Origin of the sequence: Methylobacterium sp. Leaf361, from assembly GCF_001424445.1 — a bacterium.
Classification (GTDB): Bacteria; Pseudomonadota; Alphaproteobacteria; order Rhizobiales; family Beijerinckiaceae; genus Methylobacterium.
The window spans coordinates 107,681-128,915 of sequence record NZ_LMPY01000045.1 but is presented as its reverse complement, the minus strand read 5'-3'; the positions used below and the strand labels follow the sequence as shown (position 1 = coordinate 128,915).

The following is a 21,235-nucleotide window of genomic DNA, read 5'->3' as shown; positions in this document are numbered from 1 at the left end:
AGCGTCGGGGATACCGCATGAAGCACAAGCCGCTCCGCGAGCAGGTCATCGTGATCACCGGCGCCTCGTCGGGCATCGGTCTCGCAACGGCCCGGATGGCGGCCGAGCGCGGCGCCCGGGTGGTGCTGGCGGCGCGCAGCGGCGACGCCCTGGCGCGCATCCGCGCCGAGATCGAGGGCGTCGGCGGCAAGGCGATCGACGTCGTCGCCGATGTCGGCCGGCGGGCCGACGTGCAGGCGGTCGCCGACCGGGCCGAGGCGACCTTCGGCGGCTTCGACACCTGGGTGAACGTGGCCGGCGGCTCGATCTACGGCCGGCTGCGCGAGATCAGCGATGCCGACCACGAGCGCCTGATCCAGACGAACTTCTGGGGAACCGTCTACGGCTCCCTCGTGGCGACCGAGCACCTGCGCCAGCACGGCGGCGCCCTCATCAACGTCGGCAGCATCGCCTCCGACCTCGCCTTCCCGTTCCAGGGCATGTACGCGGCCTCGAAACACGCCGTGAAGGGCTTCACCGACGCCCTGCGCATGGAGCTGATGGACGAGAACGCGCCGATCTCGGTGACGCTGATCAAGCCCGCCTCGATCGACACCCCCCTGCCCCAGCGGGCGCGCAACTACATGGACCGCGAGCCGAGCCTGCCGCCGCCGATCTACCCGCCGGAGGAGGTGGCGAACGCCATCCTGCACGCGGCCGTCCACCCGCAGCGCGACATCTTCGTGGGCGGGGCCGGCAAGGCCTTCGTGGCCGGCAAGGAATTCGCGCCCGGCGCCTACGACTATCTCGGCCCGGCCATCATCGCGCTCCAGAAGCGCCGGAGCGCGCCCCGCAACCCGGACGGCGCGCTGCACGCGCCGGTCTCGGCGGGCGAGACGCGGGGCGACCCGCCCGTCCCGGTCATGCGGACCAGCGCCTATACCCGCGCGACCCTGCACCCCCTCGCGGCGGCGGCCGGCCTCCTCGGCGTCGGCGCGGCCACGGCCTTCGCGGTGCTCGGCACCTCGTCCGGGCGCCGGCGGCGCCTGTAAATGGCTGTCGCGACGGAGACCCTGCCCGGCCCCGCCCGACCGGCGCGGGAGGCCGGGACCGGCACCGAGGCCGATCCCCGGATCGTGCCGCGCCGGATCGTGTCCCTGGCCGACGACCGGACGATCGCCTACGCGGAGACCGGCGCCGGGCCGGATCTCGTGGCGATCCACGGCACGCTGATGTGCCTGGAGGACGTCTGGCTCGGGCCCGTGCCGGCTCTGGCCGAGCATTTCCGCGTGGTCGCCGTCGACCGCCCGGGCCACGGCTTCAGCCGCCGGCCGCGCGGCGGCGGCGCCGACATCTGGGATCAGGCGGCGTCCATCCGGGAGGCGGTGCGGCGCCTCGGCCTGGAGCGCCCGGTCATCCTGGGCCACTCGTTCGGGGGCGCCGTCGCCCTCGCCTACGGCATGCTCCATCCGGACGAGGTGGCCGGCATCGTCGCCCTCGCGCCGATCTGCTTCCCCGAGCCGCGGCTGGAGCAGGTGCTGTTCGGGCCGCGGGCGCTGCCGTTCGGCGGCGACGCGCTGTCGGCGTTCCTGGGCGCCAGCAGCGACCGGGCGCTGCTCCCGCTCCTGTGGAACGCGATGTTCTTCCCCGAGGCGATGCCGGCGCGCTTCGCGCGGGACTTCCCCTTCGCCCTCGCGGGTCGCCCGGCGCAGATCACCGCCGAGGGCGAGGATGCGGGCTGGCTCTGGCCGGGGCTCGCGCGCAGCGTCCTCGGCTACCCGTCCCTGCGCCGGCCCACCCGTATCCTGGGCGGCAGCGCCGACCTGGTGGTGAACACCGAGTTGCACGGCCGGCGCGCGGCCGGCCTGATCCCCGGGGCGCGGTTCGAGTCCCTTCCGGGGGCCGGCCACATGCTGCACCACCTGCAGACCGACGCGGTCGTGCGCGCGGCCCTGGCGGTGCGGTCGGAGGCCTGACGGACCCGGTCACGAGCCCCGCGGGCGGGGCCTCCCTCAGCGGATGAGCGCCTTGATCTGCTGCTTGGCGCCCGCCTTCAACCGGGCCAGCCCGCCGCGGGCCTGCCGCTCGCGCTCCTGCCGCAGCGTGCGCTTCTCGGCGTTCCAGGGATGCTCGTGGCAGAGCGTGTGCTCCGGCGCGCGGACCCCGAAGCCGAGGGCGTAGGCGCGCCGCGGTCCGGCGCTGAGATTCGGCCCGGCGCAGTGCAGGGTCCGGCAATCGTGGAAGGTGGCGCCGCCCGCCGGGAGCGGACACGGGACCGCGCGCTCCACCGGAACGCCGAGGGCCTCGAGCCCGTGGATCCGCGGGTCGCCGCCGATGCTGCGATGGGGGAGGAGCGGCTCCCGGTGGCTGCCCGGGACGTAGAGCATGCAGCCGTTCTCCGGCGAGACGTCCTGCAGGGGCATCCAGACCGTGATCGCCCGGTAATTCGTGTAGGCGGCGTAGAACGCCTCGTCCTGGTGCCACGCGGTGGCGGCGCCGATCTTCGGCGGCTTGCGGATAGCGTGCTCGAAGACGAGGGCCGCGCGGTTCCCCAGGAGCTGGCGCGACATGGCCAGGGCGTTGGCCCGGAACAGGATGTCCCGGAGGAGCGGCTCGAAGCGGGACGGGTTGAGGAGCTGGGGCGAGCGCGCCTCGCTGGCGCCGCGGTCGACGTCGACGAGGTCGAACAGGCTCCCGTCCTTCCAGCCGCGCGCCTCCTCGAACAGACGGTCATAGGCGCCGCGCAGGGTCTCGAGCTCCTCGGCGGTGGAGATCGCCGGGACGGTGACGAACCCGTCGCGCCGGAACGCGGCGATCTCGTCGTCGGTCAGGATCCGCGTCGGGACGCGCGCCTGCGCGCGATTACCCACGATCCAGCGGATGAGCCGCGACCGTGCCTCGGCCGCGCGGGCGGAGAGGCCGTTCCCGGCATCGGCGACGCCGAGCCCCAGGCGATCCGGAATCGTGACTGGCATCGCACCCTCCGCTTCGAAGTGATTCCGCGAAGATGCCCACGTCTATTCAGAGGCTTACAGTACCGATTCTTAGGTATGACTGAGCGTCACGGCCTCAGGCATTTGCCTTCAGCTTCATCATGAACCACCTCCGGTTGAGATTTCCGGTTGCAGCTCTTTCCGGGGCCGGACGCGGCTGCCGGTCGCCAGCGGCGCTCCCGCTGACGGGCGATGCCGGCGCGGAAGCGCCGCGCCAATGCATCGGATTGATCGCATTTTCGGAACCATTTTCTTTCATGGCCGATATTTAATGCATCTGCGGGAGGTATTGATGAGTTCTGTGAAAGATCGGGGCGATCAATACGGACCGATTTCCCGGAGAGTGATGATGAATATCTTAACGAAAGCTGCCGCGGCCGTAGCCCTGGCGGCGCTGCCGGTCTCGGCCGCGCAGGCGATGCCGGTCGTGGCCGATCCGGGCCTCGCGGCGCCGATCACGCTCGTGGCGGGGGGATGTGGGCCGGGCGCCTGGCGCGGCCCCTGGGGCCACTGCCGCAGCACGCCCTATGTCGGTCCGCTGCCCGGCGGCTGGTATCAGGTGCGAGCGGGGAACGGCTGCCCGCCCGGCTACTGGCGCGGACCGTGGGGCCATTGCCGCAACACGCCGTATCACGGACGGCTGCCGAACGGCGGCTACCGGTAGCCGCCCGCCCTCACCGTCGACGGAGGCCGGCGCCGGAGCGCCGGCGGGCGGTGAGGGACTCGAACTCCTGACCCTCTCCGTGGAAGGATTGGCGTTCCCAGGCCGTAGAGCGACGGCACAGGAAAAAACGTAGCGGGCCATCCGGAGCCCCGTCGGGCCTTCGTTTCCGGAAAATATCCGGAGACCTGTTCCGGGCCGGTTCGTCGGATGCTCCCTGTGTTCTACAGCGCACCCATGTCGGCCCGTAATTGGTCACGCGGTCCTCGCACCCGGCTTGTCGCTCGACGGCTTCGGCCTTGTCGCCATCGTCTCTATCGCCGCAGTCCGTTACAACTGCGCGACCCCGGCGCGGATCTCGGCCAGCTTGTCGGCAAGCTCTCGCATAGACCTATGGACGATTGAAAAACCCTATTGGCGGACCTCTGACTTCTTGACTGTTGTTTGTTTATTTGTCACTCATGAATGCTAATTTTTCCATATTTTTGAGCTTCAAAATCTGCTGACGGATCGGCCCTAAGCCGATTCCAGAAATGCCTATAACAACGCAGGCGACAGAATGGAGTTTCTGAACATGACACATACTCGCGAGGCCGTCGCCGGACTCAGCAAACAAAATGTTTCTTCTCTGAGGTATAACAGCAGAAACAATAATCGATACGAAAGCACGGGATTATTGATTTCGTTTATGAAAAAAAATAAAAAGCTATTAGATGTTGGATGCGGAACAGGGACGATCACATCCACACTGAGAGACGCGCTGTCTCTTGATGTAGTTGGCGTTGAGCCTCATCCCGAGAGAGCCGAGCAAGCGCGCACAGAAGGATTAAATGTCATCACTGGTGTTTATGATCAAACTTTCGCACAAAGAAACGGAAAGTTTGACTACATCTTATTTGCAGATGTTTTAGAGCATCTTGTAGACCCAGCAGAAATGTTGAGAGAAGTAAAAAATTCGCTGGCGCCAGATGGTCGCGTGCTGGCCTCTATTCCAAATGTTGCGCATTGGAGCGTAAGAGCGCAATTATTATTCGGAAATTTTAACTACAAGCCAACCGGGATAATGGATGCTACACATCTCCGATGGTTCACGCGCAGGAGTGTACGTCGTTTGTTCGAGGCGGCGGGATATGAAGTTGAAGATATTCGCGGCGCCGCGGGTGGTTGGATGGGCGTATACCGCTACACGCCCTTTCGCTTTCTCCCTCAAGATCAGAAGAGTTTTGTGCTCGGCCAGCTCTGCAGGATCGCGCCCGCCCTTTTTTCAGTTCAACATGTGATAAAAGCGCGGCAAAAGTAATATTTAAGCCGTAATTAAGGTTATTATTCTGCACTTATGTGCATGATCCTGTGTCGCTTTTCGACGGAGTTCCTGTCTGCCTTCCGCCCGACCGCCCCGAGACACGGTCTCCACAACGCCGCGCAGATGCTCCGGGAGGTGGTGGCCATAGACCTGCTCCACGAGTTGCTCGTTGGTGCCGAGCGCTCGAGCAACCTTGCCGAACGGCACGCCCGCCCTCATGGCCCCCCGTCGCGAAGGTGTGGCGCAGTGCGCGCGGCAGTTCAGCCAGGTCGAGTTGGCGCCCGACAATGCCTGATTGAACTCATCAATAATAGTGACGACGAATTACCAGCGCGACGAGGGCAGCAACGGCTCCCAAGGACGCCCCGATTGGCGTGAAAAGCAAAACGACCATATAGCCGGCCGTGCCCTCGCGCTGAGTTACCTTCATGATGTCAACATACCAAGCACCGACGAGAAAACCCAGTATTCCACCCACCACTGCCCCGCAAATAGCGGCACCTAGATACACAAAAATCGAAAATAAAATCTGATTGAACGCCATCGACACGCGAGCCCGCCCTCGAATCAGGGCGAAGCATCCGAAGATCCTCCTGTTTTTGCAACAGGCTCACTCTCAAATTGTGTCCTAGTACTGATATTCGCCCTCGCCAGATTTATCGATGCCTCCACAGGCGCGCCGCATCGTAGCGGGGCAGCTAGCGTCCCGTTCGCTTCAACGTCCCTTGGAACTCACACGAGGCGCCGTGCCACATCGTGCAGCCCTGCTCTTCCAGGACGACGGACCGGAAATCCGAAGCGTAGCGGGCGGTGATCCGGCAGGTTTGCCCACCTTCGGTTTTGCGGAAGACGACCGTGTCGGGTCCGGTCGGCCGCCCTTTCATCGTCACCTCACCGCCGCAGCCCTTGGTTCCCGTTGAGAACTGGGCCGTGAAGCCGGCTGCGCCCGCGGCCTTCACCTCGACGCCCTGCTCGTAGCCGTCCTCCTGGTGCTCGAAGGTGCCCACCGCCCTGGCTCCGGGGCCCGCAGCGTGCGCGACCGTGGAGACGAGCAAAGGGAGGAGGATCGCGAGCCGGCGGAGCATTACCGCACCTTATCAGATCGAGGAGAGCGATAGCCCTGGGCGGCCCGCACGATGATCGCCACGACGCTGACGGCCAGCAGCAGGATCAACGCCTCGTAAGGCCACGACCCGAGCCACGATGCGACCGCGTCCGGCATGTGACGCACGAGCGTACGCACGATGCCCGCGGCGAGCGCGATCAGCGTGACGAGGCCGAGGGCGAATTGAAGCCAGCGGGGCATGCGGCTTAGGTTAGCACGCCCCGCCAAGCCGGTCAGCGGGCAGCCTGCCGCTCGAACTGGATCCCGCATCTCTTCTGGACGGAGACCTTTTCCAGCGCCTTCATCTCGCCCTTGAGGCGCACCAGCTCGGTCCGGCTCGGCGTGTCCTAGGACCGGGCCGTGGAGGCGCAGCAGCGCAAGCGCGACGGCCAGAAGATGACCGAGGCGCTCGAGCCGTCGACCGCGGCTTCACCAGTCCTCTCCTGTGGGCCGCGGCCTAGCCGGAACCACGGTGCCGTAAGGCGCCGTCAGAACAGTTGTTGAGGCCGGAATTTGCCGGCCTCACATCAGCAAACAATGGAAAACGAGAAACAATCTTGGTGGGCGGTGAGGGACTCGAACCCCCGACCCTCTCCGTGTAAAGGAGACGCTCTACCAACTGAGCTAACCGCCCGGCTGGCGACCGTTACGGCATGGTCCCGGTCCGGTGCAAGGGTCCGCACCCCGGATCCTTATCAGGGATCGATGAGCCGCGTCGCCAGCGCGGGTGTCAGGCCGGTGCTCTCGACAGGGTCAGGCCTCGACGGGGCCTGCCCGAATGCGCCCGCGGCCAGAACCGCGCGGGTCCCCGCCTCGACCGAGCAAATCACCGGAACGGGAACCTGCGGAGCGATCCGCGCGGCGAGCCCGGCCAGACCGGCACCGCCCAGGATGACCGACTCGGCGCCGGCCCCCGCGCAGGCGCGGCAGGCTTGGGCGAGGATCTCCAGGGCCGCGTCCGGGTCACGGGCGATGGTGCCGCCGCTCGGAGCCACCGTGCGGAGGGCCGCGAGGGCGTCGGCGAGGCCGAGCGCCGCCACGAACTCCCGCAGCATCGGCTCCCAGGCCGCGCCCCCGGTGACGATCCCGAAGCGACCGGAGGCAGCGGCCTCGCGGCAGGCCGCCTCCGCCATGCCGATGACCGGTACCCGCAACAGCTCACGCAGGGCGAGGAGGCCCGGATCACCGAAGCAGGCCAGGTAGACCGCATCGCAGCCGGCGCCGTGCTCCGCGAGAGCGTCGAGGGCCGCGTGGCCGGCGATCGCCGCCGCCGCCCGGCTCGCGATGTAGCGGGCTCCGAACCGGCCGGTGACGGCGCGCAGCTCCGCACGGCCGCCGAGCTGAGTGCGGACATGGCCGGCGACGAGATCGGTGACGTGCGCACTCGTGTTCGGGTTGATCAGCAGGATGCGCATCCGGGCCTCCGCGCTCGCGTCCGCGCATGAAAAAGCCCCCGGGGCTCGGGGCACCGGGGGCTCGTCTCAATCGATCGGGCGGCTCAGTGCGCCACGAAGGCGGCGCCGTCCTCTTCGGTCCGGGCGGGCTTGGCCACCGGGAGCGGCTCCTCCCACTCGATCGCCTCGGGCTGACGGACCAGCGCCTTCTCCAACACCTGATCCATCCGCGACACAGGCACGATCTCCAGCCCGTTCTTCACGCTGTCGGGCACCTCGGCGATGTCCTTGGCGTTCTCCTCGGGGATCAGCACCGTCTTGATGCCGCCGCGCAGCGCGGCGAGCAGCTTCTCCTTCAGGCCGCCGATCGGCAGAACCCGGCCGCGGAGCGTCACCTCGCCGGTCATCGCGACGTCGCGACGGACCGGGATCCCGGTGAGCGTCGAGATGATCGCGGTGGCCATGGCGATGCCGGCCGACGGACCGTCCTTCGGGGTCGCCCCCTCCGGAACGTGAACGTGGATGTCGCGCCGGTCGAACAGCGGCGGCTCGATCCCGAAATCGATCGCCCGCGAGCGGACGTAGCTCGCCGCCGCCGAGATCGACTCCTTCATCACGTCCTTCAGGTTGCCGGTGACCGTCATCTTGCCCTTGCCAGGCATCATGACGCCCTCGATCGTCAGCAACTCGCCGCCGACCTCGGTCCAGGCCAGACCCGTCACCACGCCGACCTGATCGTCCGCGTCGATCTCGCCGTAGCGGAACTTCGGCGGGCCGAGGAAGACCGGAAGGGTGTCCGGGGTCACCGCGACCGACTTGGTCTTGGTGATCAGGATCTCCTTCACCGCCTTGCGGATCAGGTTGGACAGCTCGCGCTCCAGGTTGCGGACGCCGGCTTCCCGCGTGTAGCGGCGGACCAGCATCATCAAGCCATCGTCGTCGATCGACCACTCGTGCGTCCCGAGGCCATGCTTCTTCAAGGCGTTCGGGATCAGGTGCTTGCGCGCGATCTCAACCTTCTCCTCCTCGGTGTACCCGGCGATGCGGATCACCTCCATCCGGTCCATGAGCGGGCCCGGGATGTTGAGGGTGTTGGCCGTGGTCACGAACATCACGTTCGAGAGGTCGTAATCCACCTCCAGGTAGTGGTCGTTGAAGGTGCTGTTCTGCTCAGGGTCGAGAACCTCGAGGAGCGCCGCCGACGGATCGCCGCGGAAGTCCATGCCCATCTTGTCGATCTCGTCGAGCAGGATGAGCGGGTTCGAGGTCTTGGCCTTGCGCATCGACTGCACGATCTTGCCGGGCATCGAGCCGATATAGGTCCGGCGGTGACCGCGGATCTCGGCCTCGTCGCGCACGCCGCCGAGCGACATCCGGACGAACTCGCGACCCGTCGCCTTGGCGATGGACTTGCCGAGCGAGGTCTTGCCGACGCCGGGAGGACCGACGAGGCACAGGATCGGGCCGGTGAGCTTGTTCGCACGCTGCTGCACCGCGAGGTACTCGACGATCCGCTCCTTGACCTTGTCGAGGCCGAAATGATCCTCGTCGAGCAGCGCCTGGGCGCCGAGCAGGTCCTTCTTGATCTTCGAGCGCTTGCCCCACGGGATGCCGAGCATCCAGTCGAGGTAGTTGCGCACGACGGTCGCCTCGGCCGACATCGGCGACATCTGGCGCAGCTTCTTCAGCTCGGCGGTGGCCTTGTCGCGGGCCTCCTTGGAGAGCTTGGTCTTCTCGATCTTCTCTTCCAGCTCGGCCAGCTCGTCGCGGCCATCCTCGGAGTCGCCCAGCTCCTTCTGGATCGCCTTCATCTGCTCGTTCAGGTAGTACTCGCGCTGGGTCTTCTCCATCTGCCGCTTGACGCGGGTCCGGATGCGCTTCTCCACCTGGAGCACGGAGATCTCGCTCTCCATCAGCGACAGCACGCGCTCGAGGCGCTGCGCCACCGTGGGGGTCTCCAGGATGCCCTGCTTGTCGGAGATCTTGACGAGCAGGTGCGAGCCGATCGTGTCGGCGAGCTTGGACGGCTCGTCGATCTGGGTCACGGCGGAGACGACCTCGGGCGAGATCTTCTTGTTCAGCTTGACGTAGTTCTCGAACTCCGAGAGCACGGAGCGCGCGAGCGCCTCGGCCTCGACGCGGTCGCCGAGCTCGTCGTGGAGCGCCTCGGCGGTCGCCTCGTAGAACTCGTCCGAGCGGGTGAAGTCGACGACCTTGGCGCGGCCGACACCCTCGACCAGCACCTTCACGGTGCCGTCGGGCAGCTTCAGCAACTGGAGCACCGAGGCGAGCGTGCCGATCTTGTAGATGGCGTCGGTCGCCGGGTCGTCGTCGCCCGCGTTGATCTGGGTGGCGAGCAGGATGTGGCGGTCGGTGCGGACGGCCTCCTCGAGGGCGCGGATCGACTTCTCGCGGCCCACGAACAGGGGCACGATCATGTGCGGGAAGACGACGATGTCGCGCAGGGGGAGGACGGCGTAGGTGCCCGTCGAACCCGGGACCACCGGCTGGCGCGATTTCGACTGTGACATGTGACTTCCTCTCAGGGACGCCCAGGTTCGACGCCCCCATGCACGGAGCGCGCCTACAGCCGGGTGCCGACCGGGCCGCGAGGGTCGGATTTCGCTAACTTTGCGGCTGGCGACGCGGACCGGACCTCGAAGGAGCGTGCGGCCACCGCGCTGAGCCTGAGGTGGCTGCGAGGAAGCGCGTTTTCAAGGCGATCCCCGCAGCGCGCCCGGCCTGGGCCGGGCGCCTGATGCAACCCTGCCGAGTGCCTACGCGCTGACGCTCGCGGGCGTGTCCTTGTTGCGGTCGCCGTGGATGTAGAGGGGGCGCGACTTGCCCTCCACCACCTCCGGACCGATGACCACCTGCTCCACGGACTCGAGGCCCGGCAGGTCGTACATCGTGTCGAGCAGGATGGTCTCCAGGATGGAGCGCAGGCCGCGGGCGCCGGTCTTGCGCTCGATCGCCTTGCGGGCGACGAGCGACAGCGCCTCGTCCTGGAACGTCAGGTCGACGTTCTCCATCTCGAACAGCCGCTGGTACTGCTTGACCAGGGCGTTCTTCGGCTCCTGCAGGATCTTCTTGAGCGCGGCCTCGTCGAGGTCCTCCAGGGTCGCCAGAACCGGCAGACGGCCGACGAACTCGGGGATGAGGCCGAACTTCAGCAGGTCCTCCGGCTCGACCGAGCGGAAGATCTCGCCGGTGCGGCGGTCGTCCGGGGCCTGCACGGTCGCGCCGAAGCCGATCGAGGTGCCCTTGCCGCGCTGGGAGATGATCCGCTCCAGCCCCGCGAAGGCGCCGCCGCAGATGAACAGGATGTTGGTGGTGTCGACCTGCAGGAATTCCTGCTGCGGGTGCTTCCTTCCGCCCTGGGGCGGGACGGAGGCGACCGTGCCCTCCATGATCTTCAGGAGCGCCTGCTGCACGCCCTCGCCCGACACGTCGCGGGTGATCGACGGGTTGTCGGACTTCCGGGAGATCTTGTCGATCTCGTCGATGTAGACGATGCCGCGCTGGGCCCGCTCGACGTTGTAGTCCGAGGCCTGGAGCAGCTTGAGGATGATGTTCTCGACGTCCTCACCGACGTAGCCGGCCTCGGTGAGCGTCGTGGCGTCCGCCATGGTGAACGGCACGTCGAGGATCCGGGCCAGCGTCTGCGCGAGCAGGGTCTTGCCCGAGCCGGTCGGCCCGATCAGCATGATGTTGGACTTGGCCAGCTCGACGTCGTTGTGCTTCGTCGCGTGGGCGAGCCGCTTGTAGTGGTTGTGCACCGCGACCGAGAGGACCTTCTTGGCGAAGTCCTGGCCGATGACGTAGTCGTCGAGGACGCGGCGGATCTCCTTGGGGGTCGGCACGCCGTCGCGGCTCTTCACCAGCGAGGATTTCGACTCCTCGCGGATGATGTCCATGCACAGCTCGACGCACTCGTCGCAGATGAACACCGTGGGGCCGGCGATCAGCTTGCGGACCTCGTGCTGGCTCTTGCCGCAGAACGAGCAATACAGCGTGCTCTTCGAGTCGTTGCCGCCAGTCTTGCTCATATCGGTCTCCGATTCCTCGCGTCCGCCGCCGGCAAGGGGCGGACGCGCATCGCATGAATGTAGGGGGCCCGTTTAAAGAAACAGTGTGCTGCGCGCCTTTGACCGAAGGGCCCGAACCTCGATGCAAACACGCTGCCGCGGCGGGATCAAGGCCGCGCCGCGGCGGTCAGGCGACGCGGGCCGGTCAGGCGGCCGCCGGCTCGGGACGCTTCTCGATCACCTCGTCGATGAGCCCGAACTCCTTGGCCGCGTCGGCGGTCATGAAGTTGTCGCGCTCCAGCGCCGTGTGGATCGTGTCGTAGTCGCGGCCGGTATGCTTCACGTAGATCTCGTTCAGGCGCCGCTTCAGCGCCTCGATCTCGCGGGCGTGGATCAGGATGTCGGTCGCCTGCCCCTGGAAGCCGCCAGACGGCTGGTGGACCATGATCCGGGCGTTCGGCAGGGCGAAGCGGTGGCCCGGCTCGCCGGCGGTGAGCAGAAGCGAGCCCATCGAGGCGGCTTGGCCGACGCAGAGGGTCGTCACCGGGCAGCGGATGAACTGCATCGTGTCGTAGATCGACAGGCCCGAGGTGACCACGCCGCCGGGGGAGTTGATGTAGAAGGAGATTTCCTTCTTCGGGTTCTCCGCCTCGAGGAAGAGCAGCTGCGCCACGATCAGCGACGCGCCGTAATCCTCCACGGGGCCGGTGAGGAAGATGATGCGCTCGCGGAGCAGGCGGGAGTAGATGTCGAAGGCGCGCTCGCCGCGGCTCGACTGCTCGACGACCATCGGCACGAGCGCGTTGTTGTAGACGTCGATCGGATCTCTCATCTCATCCTGCCCCGGAGTGAGGCCCGGGGCTGCCGCGAATCAGGGCAGCCCCGGGCATGTCAGCGAACACCGGCGATGCTTAACCATCGCCTAACCCTTGCCCGCCGTCCTGGGACAGAGCGGGACTCAGTCGGCCTTGGCTTCGGTCTTGGCGTCGGTCTTGGACTCGCCCTTGGCCTCGGCCTTGTCTGCCGGCTTGCCGCCGGTCGTGTCGTCGTCATCTTCGTCCGCGAAAAGCGCCTCTTTCGAGACGGGCTCCTCGACGAGCTTGACCTGCCCGAGGACGTGGTCGACGACCTTCTCCTCGAACAGGGGCGCGCGGAGTTCCGCGAGCGCCTGCGCATTCTTCCGGTAGAAGTCCCAGACCTGCTGCTCCTGGCCCGGGAACTGCCGGACCCGGGCGATGAGGGCCTGGTTCACCTCCTCGTCCGAGACCTTGATATCGGCGCTCTCGCCGACCTGCGCAAGCACGAGACCGAGACGGACGCGCCGTTCCGCGATCTTCCGGTACTCGGCCTGGGCCTTCTCCTCGGTGGTGTCCTCGTCCTCGAAGGTCTTGCCGCGGGTCTTGAGGTCCTGCTCGACCTGGGCCCACACGGCGGCGAATTCCTGCGCGACCAAAGACGGGGGCAGCTCGAAGGCGTACTTGCCGTCCAGCGCGTCGAGGAGCTCCTTCTTGAGCCGGCGGCGCGAGGCGGCCTCGAAATCCCGGCCGATCGCCTCGGACACGGCTTCGCGGAGCTTCTCCAGCGACTCCATGCCCATGGACTTGGCGAGCTCGTCGTCGATCTTGGCCTCGCCCGCCGCCTGGATCTTCGTGACGGTCACGTCGAATTCGGCGTCCTTGCCGGCGAGGTGCTCGGCCCCGTACTCGGCCGGGAAGGTGACCTTCACGAGGCGGTTGTCGCCGACCTTGGCGCCGACGAGCTGCTCCTCGAAGCCCGGGATGAACGAGCCGGAGCCGAGCTCCAGGTCGATGCCCTCGCCCTTGCCGCCCTGGAACTCCTCGCCGTCGATGCGGCCGACGAAGTCGATGGTGACGCGGTCGCCGCTCTGGGCCTCGGCGCCCTCCTCGCGCTCGGTGAACGGACGGCTCTGGCCGGCCATGCGCTCCAGGGCCTCGTCGACCTCGGCGTCGGCGGGCTTGGCCACGAGCTTGGTCAGGCTGACGTCGGAGAGGTCGGCGAGCTCGAAGCTCGGCATCACCTCGAGGGCGACCTTGAAGGCGAGGTCGCCCTTGGCGTCGAGCGCCTTCTCGACCTCGGCCTGGTCGGTCGGGAACTCGACCTGCGGCTCCAGGGCGAGCTTGAGGCCGTTATCGGTGACGATCTGGCGGTTCGCCTCGTTGACGGCGTTCTGCACCACCTCGGCCATCACGGAGCGGCCGTAGACCTTGCGCAGGTGCGCGACCGGCACCTTGCCGGGACGAAAGCCCTTGAGCTGCACCTTGTCCTTCATGCCGGACAGCTCGTTGGTCAGGCGCTCCTCGAGTTCCTGGGCGGCCAGCAGAACCTGAAACTCGCGCTTCAGCCCCTGGGCGTTGATCTCGGTCACCTGCATCGTCGTCGTCGCTCTTCAAAGAAACCTGGGTTCGCCGGCCGGGCCGGCGTCGTGCTCGCGCGGACCGGGATGCCGAGATGTCGGGTACGGGGCGGAGGGTCCCAAGGGGACCGCAACCTCAGCAGAGGTCCTGGTGCGGGCGGAGGGGCTCGAACCCCCACGTCTTGCGACACTGGAACCTAAATCCAGCGCGTCTACCAGTTCCGCCACGCCCGCGCGCGCCGACATCCGGCGCATCGCCGGCCGCCGGAAGCGCGCCCTATAGCATGGGCCGGCGGGCCCGCAGCAAAAAACTTGCCCCTGTGGCGCGGGAGCCCGCGCGCCGCTAAGGAGCGGATCCGTCGCGAGCCGCAGCCGAGATCCCATGCCGCCATCCCGCACCGTGCCGCCGACCGATTCGCGCGCCGGCACGCCGTCGCGCCGAACCCTGCTCGCCGCCGCGGCGGCCTTCGGGCTCGCGCCGGAGGCCGCGCGGGCGCAGGCGCCGGCCGCCGCGCCGGGGACATCCGCGCCCGTCCAGCCTGAGCCCGCGGCCGCGCCGGCGGCCCTGCCGGCGGCGCCCGGGAAGGCCCGGTTCAGGCCGGACCCCGCGCCCGAGACGCCGGTCTGGTGCTTCGACGGCAAGGTCCTGCCGCCCGTGGTCCGGGTGAAGCTCGGGCAGGCGTTGCGCCTCAAGGTCGAGAACCGGACCGACAAGCCGCTGTCGCTCCACTGGCACGGGGTGCGCAACGTCAACGCCATGGACGGCGTCGGCGGCGTGACCCAGGCGCCGATCCCGCCGGGCGGCGACTTCCTCTACACTTTCACGCCGCCGGATGCCGGCTCCTACCTGATCCGGCCCCTGGTCGTCGGCGGGGCGAGCGAGCCGTCGGGCCGGGGCCTCGCGGGCATGCTGGTCGTCGAGGAGACGAACCCGCCCGCGGTCGACGCCGACGTCAGCGTCGTCCTGCAGGACTGGCGGCTCCAGGACGACGGCACCCTCATGCCGTTCGGGCAGACGGCGCTCGCGGCCGCGAACGGGCGCCTCGGCAACCTCGTGACCGTCAACGGCAAGCCGGTGCCGGGCGCCTTCGAGGCGAGACCCGGCTCCCGAATCCGCCTGCGTCTCGGCAATGCCTGCAACGCCCGGGCAACGCGCATCAAGTTCGAGGGCGTGAAGGTCTACGTGGCGGCGGTCGACGGCCAGCCCACCGACACGTTCGAGCCCCTGCGGGCGACCCTGCCCTTCCCGCCCGGCACCCGCTACGACCTGCTGGTCGACCTGCCGGAGGAGGAAGGCGCCACCTGCGAGATCCACGCGCTGATCGGCAAGGGCCTGGTCCTGGCGAGCGTCGTCACCAAGGGCGCCCGGATCACCGAGAAGCGGCCCCCGATCGGGCCGATCGGCGAGAACAAGCGCCTGCCGGCCGAGATCAAGCTCCAGAACGCCCTGCGCCGCGACGTGGTGATCACCGGCGGCGCCTTCGTGCCAAAGGGTAAGGACGGGGCCAAGGACGGCACCAAGGACGGCACCGCGCCCGACCCGGTCTACACGGGCGACCCGCAGAAGATCTGGTCGGTGAACGGCGCGAGCGGCACCGCCGGCCTCGCGCCGATCTTCACGGTGAAGCGCGGCCAGGTGGTGGTGCTGGCCCTGCGCAACGAGACCGCCTTCCCGCAGGCCCTGCACCTGCACGGCCACTGCTTCCGCCTGCTCCACCCCCTGGACGACGGCTGGGAGCCCTACTGGCTCGACACGTTCCAGCTCCTCGAAGGGCGGACCGCCCGGATCGGCTTCCTGGCGGACAATCCGGGGCGCTGGCTGATCAGCGCCACGGTGCTGGAGCGGTTGGACACCGGCCTCTGGACGATGTTCGAGGTCACCTGAGCGGTCAGCCGCCGGGTCAGCCGCGGGGTCAGCCGCCGCTCGACGCGACGAGGTCGCGCAGCACCGCCGGCATCAGCTCGGGGATGTCCTCGGCGATCAGGCCCGGCCCGTGGCGCAGGCCCGCATCCCCGTGAAGCCAGACGCCGGCCGCGGCGGCCGCGAAGGGCTCCATGCCCTGCGCGAGCAGGCCGGCGATCAGGCCGCCGAGCACGTCCCCGGACCCAGCCGTCCCGAGATAGGGGCTGCCGTGGTCGTTGATGGCCGCACGGCCGTCGGGGGCCGCGATCACCGTGTCGGCCCCCTTGAAGACCACCACGGCGCCGGTGAGCGCGGCCGCCGCGCGGGCCCGGGCGACCTTGTCGGCGCCCTCGGCCATCGCGTCCGTCCCGTCGAAGAGCCGCGCGAACTCGCCGGCATGCGGGGTCAGCACGGCCCGCGCGTCCCCGTCGGCGAGATGGGCGGCGAGCAGCGGCGCCTTGCCGGCGAAGCTCGTCAGCGCGTCGGCGTCGAGGACGAGGCCGCGCCCGGCCGCGGCCGAGACGGCCACGCGCTCCCGGGTCGGCTCGCCGGTGCCGAGCCCGGGTCCGGCCAGGATCACGTTCAGCCGCTCGTCGGTGAGCAGGTCGTCGAGGTCGTCGGCGCTCTCGCAGGGCCGCAGCATGATCGCCGTGAGGTGGGCGGCGTTCTCAGGCAGCGCGGCGGTCGGGGACGCGACGGTGACGAGCCCGGCGCCGACCCGCAGGGCGCCGCGGGCGGCGAGCCGGGCGGCGCCGGTCTTGGTGGCCGGCCCGGACAGGACGAGGGCGTGGCCGCGGGTGTACTTGTGGCTCGCGCCAGTGAGGCGCGGGAAGTCCCGGCCCCACAGGTCGGGCCCGTTCCGGTCGAGGGGCGCGCGGGCGGCCAGGCCCGCCTCCAGCGCCGCCGGGCCGGTCCCGATATCGGCGAGGCTGAGCTGGCCGCACAGGCCCCGCCCGGGCTGGAGCAGGTGCCCAGGCTTGAAGGTCACGAAGGTCACGGTCTCCACTGCCCGGATGGCGGCGCCGCGCACCGCGCCGGTATCGCCGTCGACCCCGCTCGGCACGTCGACGGCGAGCACCGGCATCCCGGCCTCGTTCACCGCCTCGACGAGCGCGCGGGCGGCGCCGTCGAGGTCGCGCGACAGGCCGGCGCCGAACAGCGCGTCGATCACGAGGTCGCCGGACGGCAGCGCGCCGCCCGCGGCCGGGCGCACTGGCCCCGTCCAGGCCGCGGCCGCGAGCGCGGCGTCCCCCGTCAGCGCCGACACCGCGCCGAGGCAGAGGAGCTCGACCGCGTAGCCGGCTTCGGCCAGCAGGCGCGCGGCCACGTAGCCGTCGCCGCCGTTGTTGCCAGGGCCACACAGGACGACGACGCGGCCACCCGCCGGGAGCCGGGCCCGGGCGCGGGCGGCCACGGCGGCCCCGGCCGCCTCCATCAGCGTCAGGCCCGGCTTTCCGCCCTCGATTGCCGCGGCATCGACCCGCCTCATCGCCGCGACCGTCAGCAACCGCATATCCGTCTCCGCCTCTGCCCGTGCACCGATCAGCCCTGACTAAAATCGCGCCAGATTCCGGTGAAGCGCTCTAAGGATGTGCGTGCATCGCACAGCAAATAGGCACTATGGTCGGACGCGCCACGAAAACGGCGTGGCGAAGGCGTCACGAGGATGTTAGAAATGCCAGGTACCGCAGCGCAGGCCCGAGCGGCATGAAGAAGATCGAAGCGATCATCAAGCCTTTCAAGCTCGACGAGGTGAAGGAGGCGCTCCAGGAGGTCGGCCTCCAGGGCATCACCGTCATCGAGGCGAAGGGTTTCGGCCGTCAGAAGGGCCACACGGAGCTCTACCGGGGCGCCGAGTACGTGGTCGACTTCCTGCCCAAGGTGAAGCTCGAGATCGTCCTGTCCGACGCCCTAGTCGAGGGCGCCGTGGAGGCGATCCGCAAGTCGGCCCAGACCGGGCGCATCGGTGACGGCAAGATCTTCGTCTCGACGATCGAGGAGGCGATCCGCATCCGCACCGGCGAGACCGGCACGGACGCGATCTGACCCGAGCCCGCCCGCGGTCCAGGACCGCCGGCGGCCGCGCACCGCGCGACACTGCCTAAGATTTCGCACTGCGCGAATGTCCGGCATCGGCGCTTCCGGCCCTGGAGCGCCGCTTCCCGCACCCCACATCATCGGGAACGGCCGGCCCGATCGGCCGCTCGAACCGGTGCAGGAGGAAGTGCGATGGCCGCCACGGACCCGCGCGAGACCGCCAAGATCTACGATCTGTCCGCGTTCCGACGCGCGCGCGAGACCGCCCGGGCGGCTCCGGAGGCGAAGCCCGCGCCCGTGCCGAGCTTCGGCGGAGGCGCGTGGTACCACGAGGCCGCCATCCGCGAGGACGAGCGCCCGCGGCAGTCCTGAGGCGGAGGAATTCGGGAACGATGGCGCCCCTGCGGCCGTCGAGCAGGCCCGACGGGCTCCCTCACCCGACCCACTCATCCTGACGTGCCCGCGCCAGCGGGCCTCGAGAGGGCGCCCGGCGGTCCGCGCGATCCCCGGAGGCCTCCGTCGAGGCCTGCGCCGCGCTCCAACCCCGAGGACGTGGTAGATCGGAAGCCCGTTACCCCGGAAACGGCGAAGCCGGACCCGAGGGCCCGGCTTCGCACCGTCTGTCGAAGCTCCGCGTCTTACGCGGCTGCAGCGGCCTCGGTCGGCACGGAAGCGATCGTCTTCAGCACCTGCGAGGCGATCTGGTAGGGGTCGCCCTGCGAGTTCGGACGGCGGTCCTCCAGGTAGCCCTTGTAGCCGTTGTTCACGAAGGAGTGCGGCACGCGGATCGAGGCGCCGCGGTCGGCCACGCCGTACGAGAACTCGTGGATCGAGGCGGTCTCGTGCTTGCCGGTCAGGCGCATGTGGTTGTCCGGACCGTAGACGGCGATGTGCTCCTCGCGGGCGTTCTTGAACGCCTCCATGAGCTTCTCGAAGTAGGCCTTGCCGCCGTGCTCGCGCATGAACGCGGTCGAGAAGTTGCAGTGCATGCCCGACCCGTTCCAGTCGGTGTCGCCGAGCGGCTTGCAGTGGTACTCGACGTCGATGCCGTACTTCTCGCAGAGGCGCTGCAGGAGGTAGCGGGCCATCCACATCTCGTCGGCGGCCTTCTTGGAGCCCTTGCCGAAGATCTGGAACTCCCACTGGCCCTTGGCCACCTCGGCGTTGATGCCCTCGTGGTTGATGCCGGCGTCGAGGCAGAGGTCGAGGTGCTCCTCGACGATCTTGCGGGCGACGTCGCCGACGTTCGAATAGCCGACGCCGGTGTAGTACGGGCCCTGCGGCGCCGGGTAGCCGGAGGCCGGGAAGCCGAGCGGGCGGCCGTCCTTGTACAGGAAGTACTCCTGCTCGAAGCCGAACCAGGCGCCGGCATCGTCCAGGATCGTGGCGCGCTTGTTGGACTCGTGCGGGGTCACGCCGTCCGGCATCATCACTTCGCACATCACCAGCACGCCGTTCTTGCGGGCCGGGTCGGGGAAGTGGCGCACGGGCTTGAGCATGCAGTCGGAGCTGCCGCCCTCGGCCTGCTTGGTGGACGAGCCGTCGAAGCCCCACATCGGGAGCTGCTCGAGGGTCGGGAAGCTGTCGAATTCCTTGATCTGCGTCTTACCGCGGAGGTTCGGGGTCGGCGTGTACCCGTCGAGCCATATGTACTCGAGCTTGTATTTGGTCATTCCGGTTCTCTCGTCCGTATCGATGCGCGACCTGGGCAACCCGGGAAGACGCGAACGGCTTGCCGCCTCGTCGACGGCTGCGGCCGCAATTGCATGGATCGTGCCAGGAAGGCCATTGCCGGAGAACAACGGTGCCCTAGAAACGGAGCTGCCGATCACGGTTACGAGATCGGGTGCGTGAACGGGCCGATCGTTTCATCCGTCGGCCGATTCCGCTGCCCGGCGGGTGGCAAGGCACGCCCGCGCCGGATATCAAGCGCCGCTTGCCGGCGCGCGACCGCGTGCGGGTGCGCCACGAGAGCCGATTCAGAGATCCCTGGAGGATGCCCACGATGACGACTGCGGCCGAGGTGCTGAAGACGATCCGGGACAACGACGTGCGTTACGTGGACTTCCGGTTCACCGACCCGCGCGGCAAGTGGCAGCACGTCACGTTCGACGTGTCGCTCATCGACGAGGAGATCTTCGACGAGGGCACCATGTTCGACGGCTCCTCGATCGCCGGCTGGAAGGCGATCAACGAGTCCGACATGCTGCTGATGCCGGATCCCGTCACCGCCACGCTGGACCCGTTCTTCTCGGCCGCGACCATGTCGATCGTCTGCGACGTGCTGGAGCCGGCCACCGGCGAGCCCTACGGCCGTGACCCGCGCGGCACCGCCAAGCGCGCCGAGGCCTACCTGCAGCAGACCGGCATCGGCGACACGATCTACGTCGGCCCCGAGGCCGAGTTCTTCGTGTTCGACGACGTGAAGTTCGGCGCCGACCCGTACCGCACGGGCTTCGAGCTCGACTCCACCGAATTGCCGACCAACGGCTTCACCGATTACGAGGGCGGCAACCTCGGCCACCGGGTCCAGACCAAGGGCGGCTACTTCCCGGTGCCGCCGCAGGACTCGGCGCAGGACATGCGCGGCGAGATGCTCGCGGCCATGCAGTCCATGGGCGTGAAGGTCGAGAAGCACCACCACGAGGTGGCCTCGGCCCAGCACGAGCTCGGCATGAAGTTCGACACGCTGACCCTGCTCGCCGACCACATGCAGATCTACAAGTACTGCATCCACAACGTCGCGCAGAGCTACGGCAAGTCCGCGACCTTCATGCCCAAGCCCGTCTACGGCGACAACGGCTCGGGCATGCACGTCCACCAGTCGATCTGGAAGGACGGCAAGCCGGTCTTCGCGGGCGACAAGTATGCCGGCCTGTCCCAGGAGTGCCTCTGGTACATCGGCGGCATCATCAAGCACGCCAAGGCGCTGAACGCCTTCACCAACCCGTCGACCAACTCGTACAAGCGCCTGGTGCCGGGCTACGAGGCGCCGGTGCTGCTCGCCTACTCGGCGCGCAACCGCTCGGCCTCCTGCCGCATCCCGTGGACCAAGAGCCCGAAGGCCAAGCGCGTCGAGGTCCGCTTCCCCGACCCGATGGCGAACCCCTACCTCGCCTTCTCGGCGCTGCTGATGGCCGGCCTCGACGGCATCCGCAACAAGATCGACCCGGGCCCGGCCATGGACAAGGACCTGTACGAGCTGCCGCCGCGGGAGCTGAAGAAGATCCCGACCGTGTGCGGGTCGCTCCGGGAGGCCCTGAACAGCCTCGACAAGGACCGGGCCTTCCTCAAGGAGGGCGGCGTGTTCTCGGACGACCAGATCGACTCGTTCATCGAGCTGAAGATGACCGAGGTGCTGCGCTACGAGATGACGCCGCACCCGATCGAGTTCGTGCAGTATTACTCGCTGTGATGTGAGAGCCGGCCGGGCACGAGGCCCGGCCCGGCACGCACTT

Annotated in this window: 19 protein-coding genes and 2 tRNA genes; 8 read left to right on the top strand and 13 right to left on the bottom strand. The window is 68.4% G+C overall.

Translation table 11 applies throughout. The features are described from left to right. Positions 1–17 precede the first annotated feature (17 nt). Entirely contained in the window at positions 18–1,031 is a 1,014-nt protein-coding gene (locus ASG32_RS24330) for an SDR family oxidoreductase (RefSeq protein ID WP_056531553.1), read from the top strand. Next, positions 1,032–1,955 carry an alpha/beta hydrolase gene (locus ASG32_RS24325; RefSeq protein WP_056531551.1) on the top strand — a complete coding sequence of 308 codons (924 nt, stop codon included), beginning with the start codon at positions 1,032–1,034 and terminating at the stop codon, positions 1,953–1,955. A gap of 36 nt (positions 1,956–1,991) precedes the next feature. On the opposite strand, the gene ASG32_RS24320 is transcribed toward ASG32_RS24325, so the two are convergent. After that, the gene (locus ASG32_RS24320; protein ID WP_056531549.1) at positions 1,992–2,954 is read right to left on the bottom strand and encodes a phytanoyl-CoA dioxygenase family protein; all 963 of its coding nucleotides are present in this window, start codon (positions 2,952–2,954) and stop codon (positions 1,992–1,994) included. A 364-nt stretch (positions 2,955–3,318) separates the two neighbouring features. On the opposite strand from ASG32_RS24320, the gene ASG32_RS24315 reads away from it, so the two are divergent. After that, a complete protein-coding gene (locus ASG32_RS24315; protein ID WP_170855074.1) occupies positions 3,319–3,636 on the top strand; it encodes a hypothetical protein in 318 nt (105 codons plus the stop codon). A gap of 556 nt (positions 3,637–4,192) precedes the next feature. Continuing rightward, positions 4,193–4,933 (top strand): class I SAM-dependent methyltransferase, encoded by a 741-nt coding sequence (locus tag ASG32_RS32890; protein WP_082558038.1) that lies wholly within the window; start codon positions 4,193–4,195, stop codon positions 4,931–4,933. A 307-nt stretch (positions 4,934–5,240) separates the two neighbouring features. On the opposite strand, the gene ASG32_RS34135 is transcribed toward ASG32_RS32890, so the two are convergent. The 10 genes from ASG32_RS34135 to ASG32_RS24270 all read right to left on the bottom strand — a co-directional run bounded on the left by ASG32_RS34135 (position 5,241) and on the right by ASG32_RS24270 (position 14,071). Then, complete coding sequence (locus tag ASG32_RS34135; RefSeq protein WP_157862057.1) at positions 5,241–5,486, bottom strand: hypothetical protein; 246 nt, start codon at positions 5,484–5,486, stop codon at positions 5,241–5,243. A 148-nt stretch (positions 5,487–5,634) separates the two neighbouring features. Continuing rightward, on the bottom strand, positions 5,635–5,943 hold the full coding sequence (locus ASG32_RS24310) for a hypothetical protein (RefSeq protein ID WP_157862056.1): 309 nt from the start codon (positions 5,941–5,943) through the stop codon (positions 5,635–5,637). A gap of 77 nt (positions 5,944–6,020) precedes the next feature. After that, a complete protein-coding gene (locus tag ASG32_RS24305; protein WP_056531546.1) occupies positions 6,021–6,242 on the bottom strand; it encodes a hypothetical protein in 222 nt (73 codons plus the stop codon). A 357-nt stretch (positions 6,243–6,599) separates the two neighbouring features. Then, positions 6,600–6,675: transfer RNA gene (locus ASG32_RS24300), tRNA-Val, on the bottom strand. A gap of 61 nt (positions 6,676–6,736) precedes the next feature. Then, positions 6,737–7,456, bottom strand: coding sequence for an aspartate/glutamate racemase family protein (locus ASG32_RS24295; RefSeq protein WP_056531543.1), 720 nt, complete (start codon positions 7,454–7,456; stop codon positions 6,737–6,739). 83 nt (positions 7,457–7,539) lie between these two features. Then, the gene (lon, locus tag ASG32_RS24290) at positions 7,540–9,966 is read right to left on the bottom strand and encodes an endopeptidase La (protein ID WP_056531541.1); all 2,427 of its coding nucleotides are present in this window, start codon (positions 9,964–9,966) and stop codon (positions 7,540–7,542) included. A 246-nt stretch (positions 9,967–10,212) separates the two neighbouring features. Continuing rightward, a complete protein-coding gene (clpX, locus tag ASG32_RS24285) occupies positions 10,213–11,484 on the bottom strand; it encodes an ATP-dependent Clp protease ATP-binding subunit ClpX (protein WP_020090762.1) in 1,272 nt (423 codons plus the stop codon). Positions 11,485–11,668: 184 nt separating this feature from the next. Beyond that, positions 11,669–12,295, bottom strand: a complete 627-nt coding sequence (locus ASG32_RS24280) for an ATP-dependent Clp protease proteolytic subunit (protein WP_012322036.1) — start codon at positions 12,293–12,295, stop codon at positions 11,669–11,671. Between the two features lie 126 nt (positions 12,296–12,421). Next, positions 12,422–13,855 carry a trigger factor gene (tig, locus tag ASG32_RS24275; RefSeq protein ID WP_056531539.1) on the bottom strand — a complete coding sequence of 478 codons (1,434 nt, stop codon included), beginning with the start codon at positions 13,853–13,855 and terminating at the stop codon, positions 12,422–12,424. Between the two features lie 131 nt (positions 13,856–13,986). Continuing rightward, positions 13,987–14,071: transfer RNA gene (locus ASG32_RS24270), tRNA-Leu, on the bottom strand. Between the two features lie 148 nt (positions 14,072–14,219). Between ASG32_RS24270 and ASG32_RS24265 the strand changes: the two genes are divergently transcribed. Continuing rightward, entirely contained in the window at positions 14,220–15,722 is a 1,503-nt protein-coding gene (locus tag ASG32_RS24265; protein ID WP_056531536.1) for a multicopper oxidase family protein, read from the top strand. A gap of 28 nt (positions 15,723–15,750) precedes the next feature. Here the strand turns inward: ASG32_RS24265 and ASG32_RS24260 are convergent, their stop codons facing one another. Further along, on the bottom strand, positions 15,751–17,253 hold the full coding sequence (locus ASG32_RS24260) for a bifunctional ADP-dependent NAD(P)H-hydrate dehydratase/NAD(P)H-hydrate epimerase (RefSeq protein WP_056531534.1): 1,503 nt from the start codon (positions 17,251–17,253) through the stop codon (positions 15,751–15,753). 194 nt (positions 17,254–17,447) lie between these two features. On the opposite strand from ASG32_RS24260, the gene ASG32_RS24255 reads away from it, so the two are divergent. Further along, positions 17,448–17,786: a P-II family nitrogen regulator gene (locus ASG32_RS24255; protein WP_003600526.1), complete on the top strand. Its 339-nt coding sequence runs from the start codon at positions 17,448–17,450 to the stop codon at positions 17,784–17,786. A 183-nt stretch (positions 17,787–17,969) separates the two neighbouring features. Continuing rightward, positions 17,970–18,149, top strand: coding sequence for a DUF2735 domain-containing protein (locus tag ASG32_RS24250; protein WP_056531532.1), 180 nt, complete (start codon positions 17,970–17,972; stop codon positions 18,147–18,149). 266 nt (positions 18,150–18,415) lie between these two features. Here the strand turns inward: ASG32_RS24250 and ASG32_RS24245 are convergent, their stop codons facing one another. Further along, positions 18,416–19,450 carry a glutamine synthetase beta-grasp domain-containing protein gene (locus tag ASG32_RS24245; RefSeq protein WP_012322031.1) on the bottom strand — a complete coding sequence of 345 codons (1,035 nt, stop codon included), beginning with the start codon at positions 19,448–19,450 and terminating at the stop codon, positions 18,416–18,418. 332 nt (positions 19,451–19,782) lie between these two features. Here ASG32_RS24245 and glnA point away from each other — a divergent pair, with 332 nt between their 5' ends. Then, on the top strand, positions 19,783–21,192 hold the full coding sequence (gene glnA, locus ASG32_RS24240; protein WP_012322030.1) for a type I glutamate--ammonia ligase: 1,410 nt from the start codon (positions 19,783–19,785) through the stop codon (positions 21,190–21,192). Positions 21,193–21,235: the final 43 nt, after the last annotated feature.

What these genes read in the sequence shown, in the direction of transcription:
- ASG32_RS24330 (WP_056531553.1), top strand. Translation starts at nt 18, where the DNA reads ATGAAGCACAAGCCGCTCCGCGAGCAGGTCATCGTGATCACCGGCGCC.
- ASG32_RS24325 (WP_056531551.1), top strand. Translation starts at nt 1,032, where the DNA reads ATGGCTGTCGCGACGGAGACCCTGCCCGGCCCCGCCCGACCGGCGCGG.
- ASG32_RS24320 (WP_056531549.1), bottom strand. Translation starts at nt 2,954, where the DNA reads ATGCCAGTCACGATTCCGGATCGCCTGGGGCTCGGCGTCGCCGATGCC.
- ASG32_RS24315 (WP_170855074.1), top strand. Translation starts at nt 3,319, where the DNA reads ATGATGAATATCTTAACGAAAGCTGCCGCGGCCGTAGCCCTGGCGGCG.
- ASG32_RS32890 (WP_082558038.1), top strand. Translation starts at nt 4,193, where the DNA reads ATGGAGTTTCTGAACATGACACATACTCGCGAGGCCGTCGCCGGACTC.
- ASG32_RS24305 (WP_056531546.1), bottom strand. Translation starts at nt 6,242, where the DNA reads ATGCCCCGCTGGCTTCAATTCGCCCTCGGCCTCGTCACGCTGATCGCG.
- ASG32_RS24295 (WP_056531543.1), bottom strand. Translation starts at nt 7,456, where the DNA reads ATGCGCATCCTGCTGATCAACCCGAACACGAGTGCGCACGTCACCGAT.
- lon (WP_056531541.1), bottom strand. Translation starts at nt 9,966, where the DNA reads ATGTCACAGTCGAAATCGCGCCAGCCGGTGGTCCCGGGTTCGACGGGC.
- clpX (WP_020090762.1), bottom strand. Translation starts at nt 11,484, where the DNA reads ATGAGCAAGACTGGCGGCAACGACTCGAAGAGCACGCTGTATTGCTCG.
- ASG32_RS24280 (WP_012322036.1), bottom strand. Translation starts at nt 12,295, where the DNA reads ATGAGAGATCCGATCGACGTCTACAACAACGCGCTCGTGCCGATGGTC.
- tig (WP_056531539.1), bottom strand. Translation starts at nt 13,855, where the DNA reads ATGCAGGTGACCGAGATCAACGCCCAGGGGCTGAAGCGCGAGTTTCAG.
- ASG32_RS24265 (WP_056531536.1), top strand. Translation starts at nt 14,220, where the DNA reads ATGCCGCCATCCCGCACCGTGCCGCCGACCGATTCGCGCGCCGGCACG.
- ASG32_RS24260 (WP_056531534.1), bottom strand. Translation starts at nt 17,253, where the DNA reads ATGCGGTTGCTGACGGTCGCGGCGATGAGGCGGGTCGATGCCGCGGCA.
- ASG32_RS24255 (WP_003600526.1), top strand. Translation starts at nt 17,448, where the DNA reads ATGAAGAAGATCGAAGCGATCATCAAGCCTTTCAAGCTCGACGAGGTG.
- ASG32_RS24250 (WP_056531532.1), top strand. Translation starts at nt 17,970, where the DNA reads ATGGCCGCCACGGACCCGCGCGAGACCGCCAAGATCTACGATCTGTCC.
- ASG32_RS24245 (WP_012322031.1), bottom strand. Translation starts at nt 19,450, where the DNA reads ATGACCAAATACAAGCTCGAGTACATATGGCTCGACGGGTACACGCCG.
- glnA (WP_012322030.1), top strand. Translation starts at nt 19,783, where the DNA reads ATGACGACTGCGGCCGAGGTGCTGAAGACGATCCGGGACAACGACGTG.